This window comes from Streptacidiphilus sp. MAP12-33, from assembly GCF_041261265.1.
Classification (GTDB): Bacteria; Actinomycetota; Actinomycetes; order Streptomycetales; family Streptomycetaceae; genus Streptacidiphilus.
This window is the reverse complement of sequence record NZ_JBGCCA010000019.1, coordinates 81,665-98,136: the sequence shown is the minus strand read 5'-3', so window position 1 is coordinate 98,136 and position 16,472 is coordinate 81,665. Positions and strand designations below refer to the sequence as shown.

The following is a 16,472-nucleotide window of genomic DNA, read 5'->3' as shown; positions in this document are numbered from 1 at the left end:
CAGAGAGGGGAGGGGACAGGAGGGACTTCAGGCGGCGGGCTGGTCGTGGGTGGAGCAGTGGATGCCGCCCCCGCCGGAGGCGATGGTGTCGATGGAGAGTGCGACGATCTCGCGGCCGGGGAAGTGGTCGCGCATGATCGCCTGGGCGTTCGCGTCGGCGTCCGCGTCGCCGAACTTCGGCATGAAGACCGCGCCGTTGCCGACGTAGAAGTTGAGGTAGGACGAGACGAAGGCGTCTCCCTTGCCGGTGATCTTGTCCGGGTCCGGCTGCGGGATGTCGACGATCTGCAGCGAGCTGCCGCGGGCGTCCGTCGCCGACTGGAGCACCTGCCGGGCCTGTGCCGAGGCCTGCGACCAGACGTCGGCGGGAGCACCCGGGAAGGGCTGGTCGAGCAGGACCACGCCCGGCTTGGCGAAGCGCAGCATGCAGTCGACGTGGGCGTCGGTGATGTCCTTGCCCCTGACGCCCTTCAGCCAGATGACCTTGGTGACGCCGAGGGCCTTCATCAGCTCGGCCTCGACGTCGTCGCGGCTCATGCCCGGGTTGCGGTTGTCGTTGACCACGGAGCTCTCGGTGACCAGCAGCGTCCCCTGGCCGTCGGTCTCGAAGGCGCCGCCCTCGGCGACGATCGGGGTCTGGATCCGGGGGACGTGGTACTTGGACAGCAGGGTGGCGGCGAGCGCGGAGTCGTTGCCGTGCTCCTTCTGCTTGTCGCCCCAGCCGTTGAAGTTGAAGTCGACGCCCTTGAGCGTGTCGCCGTCGCGGACGAAGACGGGCACGGTGTCGCGGGCCCACAGGTCGTCGACCGCCATGGGCACGACCTCGACGTCGGAGCCGCAGGCCTGTTGCGCGTCGTCCGCCTGGTCGGGCCGGGCGAACAGCACGACGGGCTCGTAACCGGCGATCGCCCGGGCGAGCCCGGCGATGTCCTGCCGCACGCCCGGGAGCTGGTCGCCCCAGATCCCGTCGGAGGCGGGCCAGCTCATGAAGGTGCGCTCGTGCTTCTCCCACTCGGCCCCGAAGATGCGCCCCGGCGTCGCCGCGGAGTCCGTCGCCCCGGACGAGGCGCCGGAACCGTCGGCGTCACCGGACGGGCCGGACGAGTCGCCGGACGAGTCGGACGAGGAGCAGGCGGTGGCGCCGAAGGCGATCAGGCCGATACCGGCCAGCGACTGCAGTACGGCGCGACGGGGGAGCGAGCGGTTCATGGCAGCACTCTGGCATCGACTGAAAATTCAGTCAAGCTCGGGTGCCGGTGCCGGTGCCGGTGCCTGCGGCTGCGCCTGCTCGCCGAGCTGCTTGCGCACGAAGGTCCTCGGATTCAGGTCCTCGAACTCGAAGTCCCCGAGCTCGGGTCCGAGCCCGTCCCGGACCTCCTGCTTCGCGCTGTCGGCCAGCTGCCGCAGCTTGCGCAGCAGGCCGACGCCCTCGGCGACCAGCTTCGGCAGCTTGTCCGGGCCGATGAGCAGGACGGCGACGACCGCCAGGGCGGCCAGCTTCCACATGCCTATGTCGAAGAACACCGATCGGCCTTCCGGTCGTGTCCGAGCTCCGCGGCGACGGCCTCGGAGAGAAGGTGGCGGGCGTGCTCCAAGGGGAGGGAGCCGCTGAGCCAGCGCTGGCTCAGGCCCTCCAGCAGGGCGGTGAGCCGCTCGGCGGCCGCCGCGTGGGCGGGGGCGGTGCCGCCCGGGCGGCTGCGGCCGAGCAGGTCGGCGGTGCCGTGGACCCAGGTCAGCGTGGCCGAGGCGAGGTCCTCGCGCAGGTCGGGGTCGAAGACGGCGCTGGCGCGCAGCTCGCCCCAGGCGGTGCTGTTCTCGCGCACCTCGGGGATGTCCTGAAGCTCCAGCAGCAGGGCCTGCGCCAGCTCGGAGCCCGGGGCGAGGGCGTCCGTCGGGTCGTTGTCGGGCTCCGTCGTGTAGCGGTCCGCGCGCTCGCTGATGAACTCCAGCGTGCGGCGCAGCAGCCCGGCGCGATCGCCGAAGTGGTAGTAGATCAGCGCCACGGAGACGCCGGCCTCGGCCGCGAGCTCGGCGACCCGCAGGCCGCGCACCCCGCGCCGGGCGATGACGCGCGTGGCGGCGGTGAGGATCTCGGTACGGCGGTCCGGGGCTCGTTGGTCGGATGCTGGCGCTGGCATACACGGAGTATTGACTGAAGTTTCAGTTCGGTGCAAGATGCGGATCACTATCGCAGCCGCTATGGCGTGCCAAGCGAGCTACAGGCCACGGCGTGCCGCAAGGGCCCCGAAGTGCCACGGACGATTCACAACAAGGGAAGAGCCCTCATGACTCTGCGTATGCCTGCCGAGTGGACCGAGCACGAGCGCTGCCTGATGGCCTGGCCGACCAGGCCCGAGCTCTGGGGCGAGACCCTGGACGAGGTGCGCGGCGAGTACGCGAACGTCGCCCGCGCGATCGCCGAGTTCGAGCCGGTCACCATGGTCGCCCTGCCCGGCCAGGGCGAGCAGGCCGCCGCCCTGTGCGGCGAGGGCGTCGAGGTGATCGAGCTGCCGATCGACGACTCGTGGTTCCGCGATTCCGGCCCGATCTTCGTGCTCGGCGAGGACGGCCGCCGCGCCGGTGTCGACTTCCGCTTCAACGCCTGGGGGCAGAAGCACTTCCCCTGGGACACCGACGACAAGATCTCCGGCCGTCTCCTTGAGCACTTCGACGTCGAGCGCGTCGGGTCCTCGATGATCCTCGAGGGCGGCGCTATCACCGTCGACGGCGAGGGCACGCTGATCACCACCGAGCAGTGCCTGCTCCACCCCAACCGCAACCCCGGCATGAGCCAGGACGAGATCGAGGCCGAGCTGAAGGCGCGGCTCGGCGTCACCAAGGTGATCTGGCTGCCCTACGGCGGGCTGCTGGACACCGAGACCGACGGCCACGTCGACGGCGTCTGCGCCTTCGTCGCGCCCGGCAAGGTCGTGGTGCAGCTGCCCAGCGACCCGCAGCACCCCGACTACGAGCGGATGCGCGTCAACCGCGCCGTACTGGAGGCGGCCACCGACGCCCAGGGCCGCTCCTTGGAGATCATCGACCTCCCGCAGAGCGCCTTCGTCGACGTCGAGGGCAAGGAGACCGAGGTCGGCTACCTCAACTTCTACATCGCCAACGGTGGCGTCGTCGTCCCCGTGGCCGACGTCCCGGAGGACGAGGGCGCGCTCGCCGTGCTTGCGGCCGCGCTGCCCGGCCGGAAGGTCGTCGGCGTCCGCTCCCGTGTCATCGCCTTCGGTGGCGGCGGGGTGCACTGCATCACCCAGCAGGTCCCCGCCGCCCGGTAAGCGACGCGCCTTCGAGCAACGGTCGCCCGCTCCGCCCTTCGCCCCTCCCCAGCGTCGCGCACGAAAGAGAGCACCGATGTCCAGAGACCCACTCCGGCCCGCCTCGGCGAGCGAGGCCCGCAGATCCCGCCGGCCCCTGGCCGTGGCGGTCACCGCCGCCGCCCTCGGACTGGTCGCCGCCTGTTCCGGGCCGCCGTCCACGGGCACCGGCGCGCAGGCCGACGCCTTCAAGCTGTCGGCCGGCACCCCGGTGCCCGCCGGTGACATCTCCTCGTTCACCTGGGCCTCCTACGCGGAGCCGCTCACCCTGGACTACGCGATGGCCTTCGACTACCCGTCGAACACCATCCTGTCCAACGTGTGCGAGTCGCTGATGAAGTGGACCCCGCAGCTCAAGGAGGTGCCGGGCCTCGCGCAGCGGGCCTCGCACCCGGACCCGACCACCTGGGTCTACGACCTGCGTCCCGGCGTGCACTTCCACGACGGCTCGACCATGACGGCCGACGACGTGGTCTACAGCCTGAGCCGTCAGATGGACCCGAAGGTCGGCGCGGCCTGGGCGGGCGTCTTCCAGAACGTCACCTCGATCACCAAGACCGGCCCGCTGGAGGTGACGGTCAAGCTGAAGACGCCCGACGCCGTCTTCCCGCAGTACATGGCCACCGCCGCCGGAGTCGTGGCCAGCGAGAAGGGCGTCAAGGCGGCCGGCGCCAACTGGGGCAGCGGCACCCTGGACTGCACCGGACCGTTCAAGCTCGGCGCCTGGAACAAGGGCCAGTCGATCGAGCTGGACCGGTTCGCCGACTACTGGGGCACCCCGGCCAAGTCCGGCAAGGTCACCTTCGAGTTCCTGACCGACCCCTCGGCGCGCACCAACGCCATGCTGACCGGCGCGGTCGACGGCGGGTACCTGATCCCGACCGAGAGCTACCAGCGGCTGCGCACCAGCGGCGTCGGCACGCTCTACTTCGGCGAGAGCCTCAGCACCGTCAACGTCAACGTCACCAACATGAAGGGCGTGCTGGGCGACGCCCGGGTGCGGGAGGCGCTGTCGCTGGCGCTGGACCGCGCGGGCTTCGTCAAGCAGGGCCTGGCCGGCAACGGCCAGGTCACCAACGCGCTGACGGACAAGGCCGCGTGGGCCATGGCCGACCCCTCGACGCTGAAGAGCGCGTTCGACCTCCCCTCCACCACGCCGGACCTGGCCAAGGCCAAGGAGCTGATCAAGGAGGCGGGCGCGGCGGGCAAGACCGTCACCGTCGCCACCAGCGCCATCGGCCAGGACGTCTCGCTGCTGGCGACCGCGATCCAGGCGGCCGGCACCGAGATCGGCCTGAACGTCCAGGTCAAGACGATCGCCCCGGACGCCTTCTCGGCGCTGTTCACCGATCCCAAGGCGCGTGTGGGGATCGACATGTTCCCCGAGACGTACTACCTGTCCATCACCGACCCGATGGACCTGCTCGCCAACTTCCAGACCGGCAACTACCAGAACTACGCCGGCTACAGCAATCCCGCCTACGACAAGCTGGTGCAGCAGGCCACCGGCACCGACGACCCGGCCTCGCGCCTGGCCGTCGAGGCCAAGATGCAGCAGATCGCCGTGCAGCAGAACCTGTGGATCCCGGTCGCCGACTGGCCCACCGCCGTGTTCCTGAACAAGCGGATCACCGGCGCCCCCACCAGCATCTCCTACCTGTACTACCCGTGGGCGGCCGACATCGGGGCCGCGAGATGACCTTCCTGCGCTTCGCCCTGCGGCGTCTGGCGGAGATGGTCGCCACGCTGCTGGCCGCCTCGTTCCTCATCTTCGGGGCCATGTACCTGGCCCCGGGGAACCCGGCGAGCTTCCTCCTCTCGGGGCGCTCCGCCTCCCCGGAGGCGCTCAAGGCGATCAACGACCAGTACCACCTGAACGACCCCTTCTGGCAGCAGTACCTGCGCTGGCTCGGCCAGGTGCTGCACGGCGACTTCGGCCGCTCCATCGAGTACCGCACCCCGGTCTCGACCCTCCTCGGGGCCCGACTGCCCAGCACGCTGCTGCTGGTGGCGATGGCCCTGGTGCTGGTCGTGGTCGTCGGCCTGGTGTTGGGGTGGATCGGCTCGGTGCGCGGCGGCGCCGTCGACGGAGCCATCCTGGTCGGCACCACCTTCGCCGTCGGTACGCCGTCGTTCGTCGCGGCTGTGCTGCTCCAGGGCCTGTTCTCGGTCAAGCTCGGCTGGTTCCCCAGCAGCGGCAGCGGCAGCGGGTTCGGCGACATGGTCTGGCACCTGACGCTCCCGGCGCTCGCCCTCGCGCTCTACCTGATCGGCATGCTCGCCCGGGTCACCCGCAGCGCGATGCTGGAGGTCATGGGCCACGAGCACGTCACCGTGGCCCGCAGCCGCGGCGTCCCGGAGCGGGCGGTGATCCGCCGTCACGTCTTCCGCAACACGCTCGGCACGGTGCTCACCATGGGCGGCCTGATCGTCTCCACCCTGCTCATCTGCACCGTCCTGGTGGAGACGGCCTTCAGCGTCAACGGCATCGGGCAGCTGCTCGACCTGTCGACCACGACGAAGGACTTCCCCGTCGTCCAGGCCATCTCGCTGATCATCGTCGGGATCTTCATGCTCGTGAACTTCTTCGTCGACCTGCTGCTCCCGCTGGTCGACCCCCGGGTCAGCCTCGGCACGAGAGGAGCGAGCGCATGACCGACGCCCTCGTGCGCCGTCCGGGGCTCGCCCGACTGCGAATCTCCAAGGACAGGACGGGTCGCTCCTGGCTCTACCTGCTCTGCCTCGGCTTCCTCGGTGTCGTCGTGCTGATGGCGGTCCTCGCCCCGTGGATCTCCCCGCACGACCCCAACGCCGTGGACCTCGGCAACGCGCTGGCCGGCCCGTCCGGCACCCACCCGCTCGGCGTCGACGGCTCCGGACGCGACACCGCGTCCCGGTTGATCACCGGCGCGCGTACCTCGCTGCTCGGTCCGCTGGGCGTGGTGGTCTTCTCCACCGTTGCCGGTGTGGCGGTCGGCCTCGCGGCCGGCTGGCGCGGCGGCTGGCTCGACTCGGTGCTCTCCCGCACCACCGAGCTGGTCTTCGCCTTCCCCGGCCTGCTGCTCGCGCTGCTGATTGTCTCGATCTACGGCGAGGGGCTGATCGCCCCCGTCATCGCGCTCGGCATCGCCTACCTGCCGTACGTCAGCCGCCTGACCCGCTCGCTCGTCCTCGCCGAGCGCGAGCGGCCCTACGTCGAGGCGTACCAGGTCCAGGGCCACTCCGGCCTGCAGATCTGCCTGCGCCACGTGCTGCCCAACATCGCGCCCGTGGTGCTGGCCCAGTCCACCATCAACTTCGGCTACGCCCTGATCGACCTGGCCGGCCTCTCCTTCCTCGGCCTCGGCGTGCCCGCGCTGACGCCCGACTGGGGCCGGATGGTCTTCGACGGCGAGAGCGCGATCCAGTCCGGATACCCGCTCTCGGCGATCCTGCCCTGCGCCGCGATCGTGCTGACCGTCGTCGCCTTCAACGTCGTCGGCGAACGCTGGGCCGACCAGGTCGCCCGGAGGGACCGATGAGCACCGACACTCTTCAGATCCAGGGCCTGCGGCTCCACCTGCCCGGTGCCGCCCGCCCGGTCCTGGCCGGGATCGACCTGACCGTCGGCGAACGGGAGACCGTCGCGCTCGTCGGCGAGTCCGGCTCCGGCAAGTCGCTGACCTCCCGCAGCGTGCTGCGGCTGCTGCCGCCGGGCGCGACCACCGAGGGCACGGTGGCGGTCCAGGGCGAGAACGTCCTGGCCATGGACGCCAAGGCGCTGCGCAGGCTGCGCACCCACACGGCGGCCATGATCTTCCAGGACCCGCGCGCCGCCATCAACCCGCTGCGCCGCATCGGCGACTTCCTCACCGAGAGCCTGCGGCTGAACGCCGACCTCCCGGAGGCGGAGGCGACCGAGCGCGCGGTGAGGATGCTCGACGCGGTGGGCCTCGGTGAGCGGGTGCTGGGGCAGTACCCGGGCCAGCTCTCCGGCGGCATGCTCCAACGCGTGATGATCGCCTCGGCGTTGATGGGCGACCCCGCGCTCATCCTCGCGGACGAGCCCACCACCGCGCTCGACGTCACCACTCAGGCCGAGGTCGTCGGCCTCCTCGACGACCTGCGCGAACGCTTCGGCACCGGGCTGCTCTTCGTCACCCACGACCTGGGCCTGGCCGCCGCCATCAGCGACCGCGTCTACGTCATGTACGCCGGGCGGATCGCCGAGACCGGCCCGGCCGAGGCGCTGTTCGAGCGGCCCCGCCACCCCTACACGGCCGCGCTGCTGCGTTCCACGCCGCGCCTGGACGCCCCGCAGGGCCGGCTTGCCGCGATCAAGGGCCAGCCACCGAGCCTGAAGCTGGAACTGACGGGCTGTCCGTTCGCGGCGCGCTGCCCCTTCGCCACCCAGGTGTGCACCGAGGAGCTCCCGCCGCACCGGCCGGTGCCGGAGGAGTCGGGCCGTCTCGTCGCCTGCCACCACAGCGAGAAGCTTGCCGACCAGCTCGCAGGGAGCGCCACCGATGACTGAACTCGCCAACGACGACGTGGTGCTGGAGGTGACCGGGCTGCACCGGGCCTTCGGCAGCGTGCAGGCCTGTCACGACGTCTCGTTCAGCCTCGCCCGGGGCGGATCGCTGGGCATCGTGGGGGAGTCCGGCTCGGGCAAGACCACCACGGCCCGGATCATCGTCGGCCTCGAACGCGCCGACTCCGGCTCCGTGCGGGTGCGCGGCCGGAACCGGTTCGCGGCGGCGGGACGCGGCCGCGCGGCCCGGCTGGAGCGCGCCCGCGAGGTCCAGATGGTCTTCCAGGACCCCTTTCTCTCCCTCGACCCGCGCGTCACCGTCGGCAGCGTGCTGCGCGAGACGCTGCGGCTGCACTTCCCCCGGACCAAGGGCGACCACGGCCGCCGGGTGGAGGAGCTGCTCGACCAGGTCGGGCTCGGCGCCCGGGAGGCCGACGCCATGCCGCGCCAGCTCTCCGGTGGCCAGCGCCAGCGCGTCGCGATCGCCCGCGCGCTCGCGGTCGAGCCGGCCGTGCTGGTCCTGGACGAGGCCGTGGCCGCGCTGGACGTGTCGGTGCAGGCGCAGATCCTCAACCTGCTCGCGGACATCCGCCGGGACACCGGGATCGGCTACCTGTTCATCACCCACGACCTGGGCGTGGTCCGCTGCGTCACCGAGGAGGTCGTGGTGATGCGGCACGGCGCGATCGTCGAGGCGGGCCGTACGGCCGACGTCCTGGCCGATCCGCAGCACGCCTACACCCGCCTGCTGCTGGACTCCGTGCCGCGGCCCGGCTGGAACCCCAAGGCCATCGCCGCCGCACGGCGGGCCCTGTAGGGCCCGGTCCGTCCGCACCCGGCTTTCGAGGGGGAGCCGGGTGCGGACCGAGAACGTCATCCGCACCACACGCACTACGGACGGCCCCGAACCACATGCTTGCTGACCGTTACGAACTCCAGCACGAACTCGGCAGGGGCGGCATGGGCACCGTCCACCGCGCCGTCGACCACCGCCTGCGGCGGCTCGTCGCCGTCAAGACGCTCGCCGCGGAGCTCGCCCACGACCCCGCCTGCCGGGCCCGCTTCCAGCGCGAGGCGCACGCCGTCGCGGCGCTCAACCACCCCGTCGTCGCGACCATCCACGACGTCGCCGAGGACGAGCGCGACGGCGCGCGGGTTCCGTACCTGGTGATGGAGTACGTCGACGGCGTCACGCTGGCCGATCTGCTGCGGGACGGCCCGCTGCCGGTCGACGAGGCCGTCGACGTGGGCCTTCAGGTGCTCGACGCGCTGGCGCACAGCCATGGGCAGGGCATCCTGCACCGCGACATCAAGCCCGCCAACATCATGATCACGCAGGCCGGCGCGGTGAAGGTCCTTGACTTCGGCATCGCCCGCGCGCTGACCGACACCTCGACCCGGCTCACGGGCACCGGCCTGGCCCTGGGTACTCCGGCGTACCTCTCCCCGGAGCAGATCAACGGCCTGGACGTCGACCAGCGCGCGGACCTGTACGCGGTGGGATGCCTGCTCCACGAGCTGCTGACGGGCACTCAGCCGTACGTCGGGGACTCGCCGTTCGTGGTCATGCACCAGCACCTGACCGGCGAGCCGGTCCCGCCGTCGCACCGTCGCCCTGGTGTCCCGGCGGGGCTGGACGGCGTCGTCCTGACGGCCCTGCGCAAGAACCCCGCGGACCGCTACCGCGACGCCGCCGCGATGCGCTCCGCGCTGGCCCACCCCTCGGTGGGCCCCGCCGCAGGCGCCGCGGACGCCTCGACGGTCCTGCTGGCCCCCCTCACGGCCCCGACCCTGCTGGAGGCCGGGCAAGCGGCGGTACCAGTCGTTGCACCACCAGGCGTTGCACCACCAGGCGGCGCGGCCGCCAGGGGCACGGGGAACCGCGCGACAGGCCACCTTGCGCGTTCAGTTCCCGAGCGGACAGGGCCATCCGCCCCGGGTGGGTTGCTCGCGCCCCGCGGCGGAGCCGCTGATCAGCAGAGCCCCGCGCCCCTGAACGCCGCCCCGCGCGCGTGGGCGGTGCGGTTGCGTCCCAGTGCCGAGGGTGTGCTCGCGCTGCTCGGGTGTGTGCTCGCCGCGCTGTGTGCGCGCATGCGGTACGTGGAGGCGCCGCACTTCGCGGCCGTCGCGCTGCTGGCCTGCCTGCTGGGCGCGGTCGCGCTGCTCTGGTCGGCGCGACTGTCCTGCGCGATCGCGTGGGGGCCGGTGGCCGAGACCCTCGCCGTGCAGTCCGAGTTCCGCCGTGCCTACCTCGGGTTCGAGACCAAGCCCGTGCTGCTCGCCCTCGGACTGGCCGTCACCGCGGTCCTGTGCGTCCTCCGGTGCTGCTCGCGCCGAACCCGTGACGGCGGGTTCGCCGCCGTGGGGGCGTGGCTCACGGGGACGGCGGCCCTGTGGTTCTTCCTGGACGACCCGAGCAAGACCGCCGTCTTCTACGCGATCCTCGCCGTCGTGGTGCTGGGCATGGCCGCGCTGGAACCGGCCCGCCGCCGCGCCGCTCAGGCGGAGAGCCGGTCCGCCCCTGCCACCAGGCCGTAGACGAGGGCGCGGACCACGGCGGCGGCGTTGACCTCCGAGCCGAGGGACTGGATCGCGGCCAGCCCGTCCGCCGCCGCGGCCAGCGCCTCGCCGAGGGTCTCCGCGTCGACGAGGGGCCGGGCGTCTACGCCGCCCTCGCGCTCGGTCGCGAGGACGCGGTACAGCTCCACGAAGCACGCGCGCCAGCGCGCGTACTCGCCCTCCAGCGCGGCGCGGACCCGCTCGTCGGTCAGCGAGAACCAGTGCAGCGCCGCGTGCATCCGGGCCAGGTCCGCCGCCTCCGGCTGCGAGAGCAGCGCGATGACACGCTCCGCGCGCTCGTCGAAGCTGCCGGGGCCGGCCACGGCCTCCTCCATCGGCGTGACCCACTCCGGACGGATGTCCGCCACCACCGCGACGATCAGATCCGTGCGGTCCTTGAAGTGGTAGTGGCACATCCCGTGCGTCACCCCGGCCAGCGCCGAGACGTTGCGGGTCGTGAACGGCACGTCGTCCTCGCCTGCGAGGAGGCTGCGCGCCGCGACGATCAGACGGGCCCGCGTCTGCTCGCCCTTGACCGAGACCCGCGGCTTCCGCGCCTGCCGAGCCTCCTGAACTGCCCCGTTACCCACGTCTTCCCCAGTTCCCGTTGCCACCCGCCCACCTTAGCCACGGCGGGCCGCGGCAGGGGGCGAACCTGTTACTGCGCAGTCTCTTGACCGAGCGCATGGTCAGTTATACCTTCCGGGTCAGCCGCGCAGACGCGCGCCCCGGCCAAGGGAGGCCCCAGCATGGACCAGCACGGCATGGAGCAGCACGGCAGAGCCGAGGACCCGCAGGCCCTGAGCACCTCGTTCGTCCGCCCGCTCGACCGGCGCCGCTTCCTGGCGGCCGCCGGACTCACCGCCGCCGGTGCCGCGTGGGCGGTCACCGGTCTGGGCGGCACCGCACGCGCCGCGACCCGCGCCACCGCCGTTCGCGGCGTCCGGGCGAACGCCGCCGCCGCTGCTGCCGGCACCTTCGCCGTCCCGCTCGACAGCGTCACCCACACCCGCACCTGGATGGCCTGGCCCGACAGCACCGCCATCTACGGCCGCAAGCTCTCCGGCATGCAGGCCAACATCGCGCTGATCGCCAACACCATCGCCAAGTACGAGCCGGTCTACCTGCTCGCCAACTCCGCCAGCGTCAGCGCCGCGAAGAAGGCGTGCACCAACCCGAACGTCACCGTCATCGGCTCCATCCCGATCGACGACTGCTGGATGCGCGACTCCGGTCCGATCTTCCGCACCGACGGCGCGGGCGGTCTGGACACGGCCGGCCTGAACTTCAACGGCTGGGGGAACAAGCAGACCCACGCCAACGACGCGCTCGTCGCGCAGCGCGTGGCCGCCTACCTGGGCGTCAACTTCACGGCCGCAGGGTTCACGAGCGAGGGCGGCGCCATCGAGGCCGACGGCGCCGGCACGTTGATGGCGACGAAGAGCAGCATCATCAACTCCAACCGCAACCCCGGCAAGACCCAGGCCCAGCTGGAGGCGGCCATGTGCGCCGCCTACGGCGCCTCCGAGGTCATCTGGTTCACCGGGATCACCGGCCAGGACATCACCGACGACCACGTCGACGCGACCTCGCGGTTCCTCGCCGCCGGCGCGGGCCTGGTGCAGACCCCGAACCCGGCCGACCCGTCGGACATCTGGTCCAACGACGAGCAGCAGCAGTACAACACCCTGTCCACGTCCAGGGACGCCCAGGGCGCCGCCATCGCCGTGACCAAGCTCCAGTCGCCCGACTACAACAAGATCCGCGCGACCAGCGTCGACTTCGTCGACTCCTACGCCAACTACTACGTCTGCAACGGCGCGGTCATCTCCGCTCAGTTCGGCGACAGCACCGCCGACGCCAACGCCAAGGCCGTGCTGCAACGCACCTTCCCGGGCCGCACCATCGTGCAGCTCAACATCGACAACCTCGGCAACCAGGGCGGCGGCATCCACTGCGTCACCCAGCCCCAGCCGGCGCCGTAAGGCGCCGACCGGATCCGTGCGGAGCCGACCGGAGCCGACCGGAGCCGTGCGGGCTCACAGGCGGGCGTGCGAGCCGATGTCGGCGCGGAACGCCTCGACCATCGCGGAGGTCACCGTCGGGCGGCTGGTGCCGATCGCGGCGAGGTAGTCCGCGGTGGTCGCCCCCGGCACCGCGTCGTCGCGCTCGAAGGCGGTCTGCGCCGCCAGCCGCGCGGCGTGCTCGATGTCGGCGGGGGAGAACCGCTCGCTCGCGTCGACCAGGGCGGTGACGTCCACGTCGACGCGGTCGGTGCCGAGCGCGTAGCGCGACCAGATGGCGTCCCGGGCGTCCGGGTCCGGGGTGCCGATCGGGATGACGTAGTCGAACCGCCCGGTGCGCAGGAAGGCCGGGTCGAGCGAGCGGACCGAGTTGGTCGCGCAGACCAGCAGCCGTCCGTCGCGCTCGCGGAAGCCGGGGATCAGCTTCAGCAGCTCGTTGGTCACCCCGTGCATCGCGCCCGTCTGTCCGGCTTCCCCGCGGACGGGCGCGATCTCCTCCACCTCGTCGATGAAGACCAGCACCCGCTCCAGCTCGCCGATCCGCGCGAAGGCGGCGCGCAGCGCGGCGGCGAGGTTGCCCTCGTCGGCGAGGCGGGAGGGCAGCAGCTCCACGAACGGCCAGCCCAGGCGGGAGGCGATGGCCCGGGCGAAGGTGGTCTTGCCGGTGCCGGGCGGGCCGAACAGCGTGATCGCGCGCGGCGGCCGCACCCCGTGCCGGGCCGCGCGCTCGGGTTCGGCGAGCGGCAGCACGACGCGTCGCTCGATCAGCTCCTTCTCGGCCGTCATCCCGGCCACGGCGTCCCACAGGTCCCCGCTCAGCACGCGCCCGCCGAGCTCCTCCAGCGAGCCGGCCGCCGAGCCCGCGGCGGGCTCGGTCTTCTCGAAGTACGCGGCGGCGGGCCGCCGCTCGTAGCCCGCGTTGCGCAGGCCCTCGCCCAGCAGCTCCTCCTCCGGCAGCACGTAGGCGATCCGCCGGACCCGCGCCTCCACCAGACGCCGCTCCAGCTCCCGCAGCAGCGCGCTGGCCAGTCCGCGTCCGCGCCAGGCCGGGGCGATCGCGACGCGCATCACCCACGCCCGCTCCCCGGCCGCCGCCACCTGCGCGAGCGCCGCGCCGATCGGCACGCCGTCGTGCACGGCGACGACGGCGGGCTGACGTGCGGTCAGCGCGGCGATGCACTCGGCGAGAGAGAAGACGGACTCCTGTCCGAGCTCTGCGGTGGAGTCGATCAGGTGGACGACGGCGGCCAGGTCGTCCTCGCGGTAGTCGTGGATGAGCCAGTTCACGATGTCGCCTCCTGGGGTCGGTTCGGTCCCGGTTCGGTCCGGCGAATCTAGGGGCGCCCGGCGGGGGCCGTCCCGCTCCGCTTCGGACAACGCGACGTGGACGAACCGTACGCCGCATCAGCTTGACCGGCCCCCAAGGATGCGTCAGCCGTCATCGGACCTTAGGCTCCACCCATTGCACCTTTTGTCTGATTTGTAGAGGGGCGGTTTCCCGATGCCCGAGGGACTGAGGGCGGACACGGTCGGTCCGGTGGACGTCGCCGTCGTCGCCTTTCCCGGCAACCAGTTCAACGGCGACGTCGCTCCGGCGCTGCGCGAGCTGCAACAGAGCGGGATGGTCAGGATCCTCGACCTGACCTTCGTGACCAAGGACGCCGACGGCAGCGCCGCGGTCGTGGAGCTGGCGGACACCGGCCTCGCGGACGCGTTCGAGCAGCTCACCGGCACCGAGTTCGACCTCCTCAGCGATCAGGACCTGGACGAGGTGGCGCAGTCGCTGCCGGAGGAGTCCTCGGCCCTGGTCGTGGTCTGGGAGAACACCTGGGCCGCGCGGCTGGCCGCGGCGCTGCGCGCCTCCGAGGGGCAGCTGGTCATGCTGGAGCGCGTCCCGCGCGAGTTGGTCGTGGCCGCCGTCGACGCACTGGAAGAGGGGTGACGAGAGATGATCCGTCGCAGGGTGGGACGCCCGGGCCTGCTGGGCACCGCGGCGCGCACGGCCGTCATCGCGGGTACGGCGACAGCCGTCTCCGGCAACGTGCAGCGCAGGGCCGCGGGGCGCGCGGCCGACCAGCAGCAGATGGCCGACTACCAGCAACAGCAGCTGGCCGACCAGGCCGCCGCGCAGGCGGCGGCCCAGCTCGCCGCCCAGCAGCAGGCCGCGGCCCCGGCCGCTCCGGCGGCGTCCACGGGTGAGGACCGGATCGCCCAGCTCACCAAGCTCGCCGAGCTGAAGTCCCAGGGCATTCTCACGGACGGGGAGTTCGCGGCCGAGAAGGCCCGCATCCTGAACAGCTGAGGCGTGTGCTGCCGCCCCCGCCGCGTGACGACCGTCGCGGCGGGGGCGGACTGCCCGGTCAGCCGGTGAAGCCGGCGAAGATCCTGGAGAACTCGTACGGCGTCTGCGTCACGTTGGTGCACTGGGACAGGCCGCCGGTGCAGGCGTCGGCATCCCGGGTCATCTCCCAGAAGGCCAGCTCGCCCAGGTGGTTCTGCTGGGCGAAGGTCACCAGCTGCGAGGCGTCGGACAGCCCGAACACCTCGGAGGTGTTGTCGTTCTGGCCGAGCATCGGGGTGACCCCGACCTTGGCCCAGGCCTGGGCCGCCGTCAGGTTCGGCCAGACGGACAGGATCTGCGCCTGGGTGGACTGGGCCGACTGGATCGCGTAGGCGCCCATCTTCCCGGCGGGGTTGGGCGCCTCGGAGTCGCCGAAGTCCATGGCCATCACGTTGACCACGTCCACGTTCAGCCCCGCCGCCTTGGCGGACTGGAGCACGTAGAGGCCGTCGGCGGTGAGCCCGGACGGCAGCACCGGCAGGGTCAGGCTGACCTTGAGGTCCAGGCCCTTGGCCGCCTGCGCGGCCTGGAGCTGGGCGAGCGCCTGCGAACGGCGGTCGATGGAGGCGTGGTCGGTGACGGCCGAGCCCTCGATGTCGAAGTCGATCCGGTCCAGCCCGTAGGCGTCGACGACCTTCTGGTACTGGGTCTCCAGCGCCGCCACCGTGGTGCAGGACTGGGCGAGCTCGGTGCCGTTGGCCCCGCCGAAGGAGACGCGCACGTCCCCGCCGGTGGCCCGGAACGCGTCGATGTCGGCCTTGTCCCAGCCGGTGGTGGCGTCGTAGGCGCCGAACCAGCTGGCGCTGCACGCCGAGCTGCCGTTGATGACGAACGCGAGCGAGAACTGCTTGAGGCCGCTGTTGGCCGCGAGCGTGGTCAGGCTCGGCGTCGGGTAGGCGCCGAGGTCCACGTACGGCGCGGCCGCGCCGGGCACGGTGCCGCTGCCCGCGACCGCGGTGACCGGGGGCGAGGTGGGGGACTCGTTCCCGGACGGGTCGAAGGCGGAGACGCTGACGGACCGGCTGCTGCCCTGGATCAGGCCGGTCAGGGTGGCGCTGGTGCCGGTGACGGTGGCCAGCAGCGTGCCGTTGGACCACACGTGGTAGCCGGCCACCGACCGGTTGTCGGTCGAGGCGTTCCACGAGAGCGAGACCGAGCCGGGCGCGGAGCCGGTGACGGCGAGGCCGGTGGGCGTGGTCGGCGGAGTGGTGTCGGCGGGCAGACCGGCGCAGGGTGCGTTGTTGATGGTGCAGTTGGCCGGATCCGTGGCCGGGTTGCTGCCGTTGGACACGTCGAAGCCGACCACGGCCGCGGTGGCGCCGGGTGCCAGCGCACCCGCCCAGCCGGGTGCGGTGATGGTGTAGTGGGTGCCGCTGGAGGTCAGCGTCCCGTTCCAGGCGCTGGTGACGGACTCCCCGGCCGGCAGGTCGAAGGAGAGCGACCAGGTGTTGACCGTGGCATTGGTGTTGTTGGTGATCGTGTAGCTCGCCTCGAAGCCGCTCGACCAGGTGGAGGTGACGGCGTAGGTCGCCATCAGTCCGGTCAGTCCGGTGGCGGCTCGGGCACTTTGGGCGCCGAGCGCGGTGAGCGGCACGGCCAGCAAGGTTGCGGCCGCGACGAAGGGCAAGGTGACGCGCCTCATGGGCGTGTCCTCCTGTCTGAGGTGTGGGGGTGTTGATCAACCGCGCGGCCCTTTCAACATGGTCCAGACC

16 protein-coding genes are annotated in these 16,472 nt (G+C 72.0%); 10 read left to right on the top strand and 6 right to left on the bottom strand.

Annotation, left to right across the window (positions count from 1 at the left end; all coding sequences use genetic code 11):
- Window positions 1-27 precede the first annotated feature (27 nt).
- The 3 genes from ABH931_RS20050 to ABH931_RS20040 are packed head-to-tail and all read right to left on the bottom strand — an operon-like array spanning window position 28 to window position 2,138.
- A complete protein-coding gene (locus ABH931_RS20050) occupies window positions 28-1,209 on the bottom strand; it encodes an agmatine/peptidylarginine deiminase (RefSeq protein ID WP_370115099.1) in 1,182 nt (393 codons plus the stop codon).
- Window positions 1,210-1,236: 27 nt separating this feature from the next.
- Complete coding sequence (locus ABH931_RS20045) at window positions 1,237-1,524, bottom strand: sec-independent translocase (protein WP_370115098.1); 288 nt, start codon at window positions 1,522-1,524, stop codon at window positions 1,237-1,239.
- Complete coding sequence (locus ABH931_RS20040) at window positions 1,509-2,138, bottom strand: TetR/AcrR family transcriptional regulator (protein WP_370115096.1); 630 nt, start codon at window positions 2,136-2,138, stop codon at window positions 1,509-1,511. The genes ABH931_RS20045 and ABH931_RS20040 overlap by 16 nt, the downstream gene beginning before the upstream one ends.
- 147 nt (window positions 2,139-2,285) lie before the next feature.
- Here ABH931_RS20040 and ABH931_RS20035 point away from each other — a divergent pair, with 147 nt between their 5' ends.
- The 7 genes from ABH931_RS20035 to ABH931_RS20005 all read left to right on the top strand — a co-directional run bounded on the left by ABH931_RS20035 (window position 2,286) and on the right by ABH931_RS20005 (window position 10,374).
- A complete protein-coding gene (locus tag ABH931_RS20035) occupies window positions 2,286-3,287 on the top strand; it encodes an agmatine/peptidylarginine deiminase (protein WP_370115094.1) in 1,002 nt (333 codons plus the stop codon).
- 76 nt (window positions 3,288-3,363) lie between these two features.
- On the top strand, window positions 3,364-5,025 hold the full coding sequence (locus tag ABH931_RS20030) for an ABC transporter substrate-binding protein (RefSeq protein WP_370115092.1): 1,662 nt from the start codon (window positions 3,364-3,366) through the stop codon (window positions 5,023-5,025).
- Window positions 5,022-5,981, top strand: a complete 960-nt coding sequence (locus ABH931_RS20025; RefSeq protein ID WP_370115091.1) for an ABC transporter permease — start codon at window positions 5,022-5,024, stop codon at window positions 5,979-5,981. The genes ABH931_RS20030 and ABH931_RS20025 overlap by 4 nt, the downstream gene beginning before the upstream one ends.
- The gene (locus tag ABH931_RS20020) at window positions 5,978-6,847 is read left to right on the top strand and encodes an ABC transporter permease (RefSeq protein WP_370115090.1); all 870 of its coding nucleotides are present in this window, start codon (window positions 5,978-5,980) and stop codon (window positions 6,845-6,847) included. The genes ABH931_RS20025 and ABH931_RS20020 overlap by 4 nt, the downstream gene beginning before the upstream one ends.
- Window positions 6,844-7,839 (top strand): ABC transporter ATP-binding protein, encoded by a 996-nt coding sequence (locus tag ABH931_RS20015; protein ID WP_370115088.1) that lies wholly within the window; start codon window positions 6,844-6,846, stop codon window positions 7,837-7,839. The genes ABH931_RS20020 and ABH931_RS20015 overlap by 4 nt, the downstream gene beginning before the upstream one ends.
- Window positions 7,832-8,653 carry an ABC transporter ATP-binding protein gene (locus tag ABH931_RS20010; protein WP_370115086.1) on the top strand — a complete coding sequence of 274 codons (822 nt, stop codon included), beginning with the start codon at window positions 7,832-7,834 and terminating at the stop codon, window positions 8,651-8,653. Before ABH931_RS20015 ends, ABH931_RS20010 begins: the two co-directional genes overlap by 8 nt.
- 95 nt (window positions 8,654-8,748) lie before the next feature.
- Window positions 8,749-10,374: a protein kinase gene (locus ABH931_RS20005; RefSeq protein ID WP_370115084.1), complete on the top strand. Its 1,626-nt coding sequence runs from the start codon at window positions 8,749-8,751 to the stop codon at window positions 10,372-10,374.
- Here ABH931_RS20005 and ABH931_RS20000 read toward each other — a convergent pair.
- Window positions 10,335-10,985 (bottom strand): hypothetical protein, encoded by a 651-nt coding sequence (locus ABH931_RS20000; RefSeq protein WP_370115082.1) that lies wholly within the window; start codon window positions 10,983-10,985, stop codon window positions 10,335-10,337. The two genes, ABH931_RS20005 and ABH931_RS20000, sit on opposite strands and share 40 nt — an antisense overlap.
- A 159-nt stretch (window positions 10,986-11,144) precedes the next feature.
- Here ABH931_RS20000 and ABH931_RS19995 point away from each other — a divergent pair, with 159 nt between their 5' ends.
- Window positions 11,145-12,380: an agmatine/peptidylarginine deiminase gene (locus tag ABH931_RS19995; RefSeq protein ID WP_370115080.1), complete on the top strand. Its 1,236-nt coding sequence runs from the start codon at window positions 11,145-11,147 to the stop codon at window positions 12,378-12,380.
- A 54-nt stretch (window positions 12,381-12,434) separates the two neighbouring features.
- Here ABH931_RS19995 and ABH931_RS19990 read toward each other — a convergent pair whose 3' ends face one another.
- Window positions 12,435-13,706, bottom strand: a complete 1,272-nt coding sequence (locus ABH931_RS19990) for an ATP-binding protein (RefSeq protein ID WP_370115078.1) — start codon at window positions 13,704-13,706, stop codon at window positions 12,435-12,437.
- Window positions 13,707-13,920: 214 nt separating this feature from the next.
- On the opposite strand from ABH931_RS19990, the gene ABH931_RS19985 reads away from it, so the two are divergent.
- Both ABH931_RS19985 and ABH931_RS19980 read left to right on the top strand, forming a co-directional pair.
- Window positions 13,921-14,361: a DUF6325 family protein gene (locus ABH931_RS19985; protein ID WP_370115076.1), complete on the top strand. Its 441-nt coding sequence runs from the start codon at window positions 13,921-13,923 to the stop codon at window positions 14,359-14,361.
- 6 nt (window positions 14,362-14,367) lie between these two features.
- Entirely contained in the window at window positions 14,368-14,721 is a 354-nt protein-coding gene (locus ABH931_RS19980) for an SHOCT domain-containing protein (RefSeq protein ID WP_370115074.1), read from the top strand.
- A gap of 58 nt (window positions 14,722-14,779) precedes the next feature.
- Here the strand turns inward: ABH931_RS19980 and ABH931_RS19975 are convergent, their stop codons facing one another.
- On the bottom strand, window positions 14,780-16,402 hold the full coding sequence (locus ABH931_RS19975; RefSeq protein ID WP_370115072.1) for a cellulose binding domain-containing protein: 1,623 nt from the start codon (window positions 16,400-16,402) through the stop codon (window positions 14,780-14,782).
- Window positions 16,403-16,472 lie beyond the last annotated feature (70 nt).

Bases quoted from the DNA above. Each gene is read 5' to 3' on its own strand.
- ABH931_RS20050 (WP_370115099.1), bottom strand. From the start codon at position 1,209: ATGAACCGCTCGCTCCCCCGTCGCGCCGTACTGCAGTCGCTGGCCGGT.
- ABH931_RS20040 (WP_370115096.1), bottom strand. From the start codon at position 2,138: ATGCCAGCGCCAGCATCCGACCAACGAGCCCCGGACCGCCGTACCGAG.
- ABH931_RS20035 (WP_370115094.1), top strand. From the start codon at position 2,286: ATGACTCTGCGTATGCCTGCCGAGTGGACCGAGCACGAGCGCTGCCTG.
- ABH931_RS20030 (WP_370115092.1), top strand. From the start codon at position 3,364: ATGTCCAGAGACCCACTCCGGCCCGCCTCGGCGAGCGAGGCCCGCAGA.
- ABH931_RS20025 (WP_370115091.1), top strand. From the start codon at position 5,022: ATGACCTTCCTGCGCTTCGCCCTGCGGCGTCTGGCGGAGATGGTCGCC.
- ABH931_RS20020 (WP_370115090.1), top strand. From the start codon at position 5,978: ATGACCGACGCCCTCGTGCGCCGTCCGGGGCTCGCCCGACTGCGAATC.
- ABH931_RS20015 (WP_370115088.1), top strand. From the start codon at position 6,844: ATGAGCACCGACACTCTTCAGATCCAGGGCCTGCGGCTCCACCTGCCC.
- ABH931_RS20010 (WP_370115086.1), top strand. From the start codon at position 7,832: ATGACTGAACTCGCCAACGACGACGTGGTGCTGGAGGTGACCGGGCTG.
- ABH931_RS20005 (WP_370115084.1), top strand. From the start codon at position 8,749: ATGCTTGCTGACCGTTACGAACTCCAGCACGAACTCGGCAGGGGCGGC.
- ABH931_RS19995 (WP_370115080.1), top strand. From the start codon at position 11,145: ATGGACCAGCACGGCATGGAGCAGCACGGCAGAGCCGAGGACCCGCAG.
- ABH931_RS19985 (WP_370115076.1), top strand. From the start codon at position 13,921: ATGCCCGAGGGACTGAGGGCGGACACGGTCGGTCCGGTGGACGTCGCC.
- ABH931_RS19980 (WP_370115074.1), top strand. From the start codon at position 14,368: ATGATCCGTCGCAGGGTGGGACGCCCGGGCCTGCTGGGCACCGCGGCG.
- ABH931_RS19975 (WP_370115072.1), bottom strand. From the start codon at position 16,402: ATGAGGCGCGTCACCTTGCCCTTCGTCGCGGCCGCAACCTTGCTGGCC.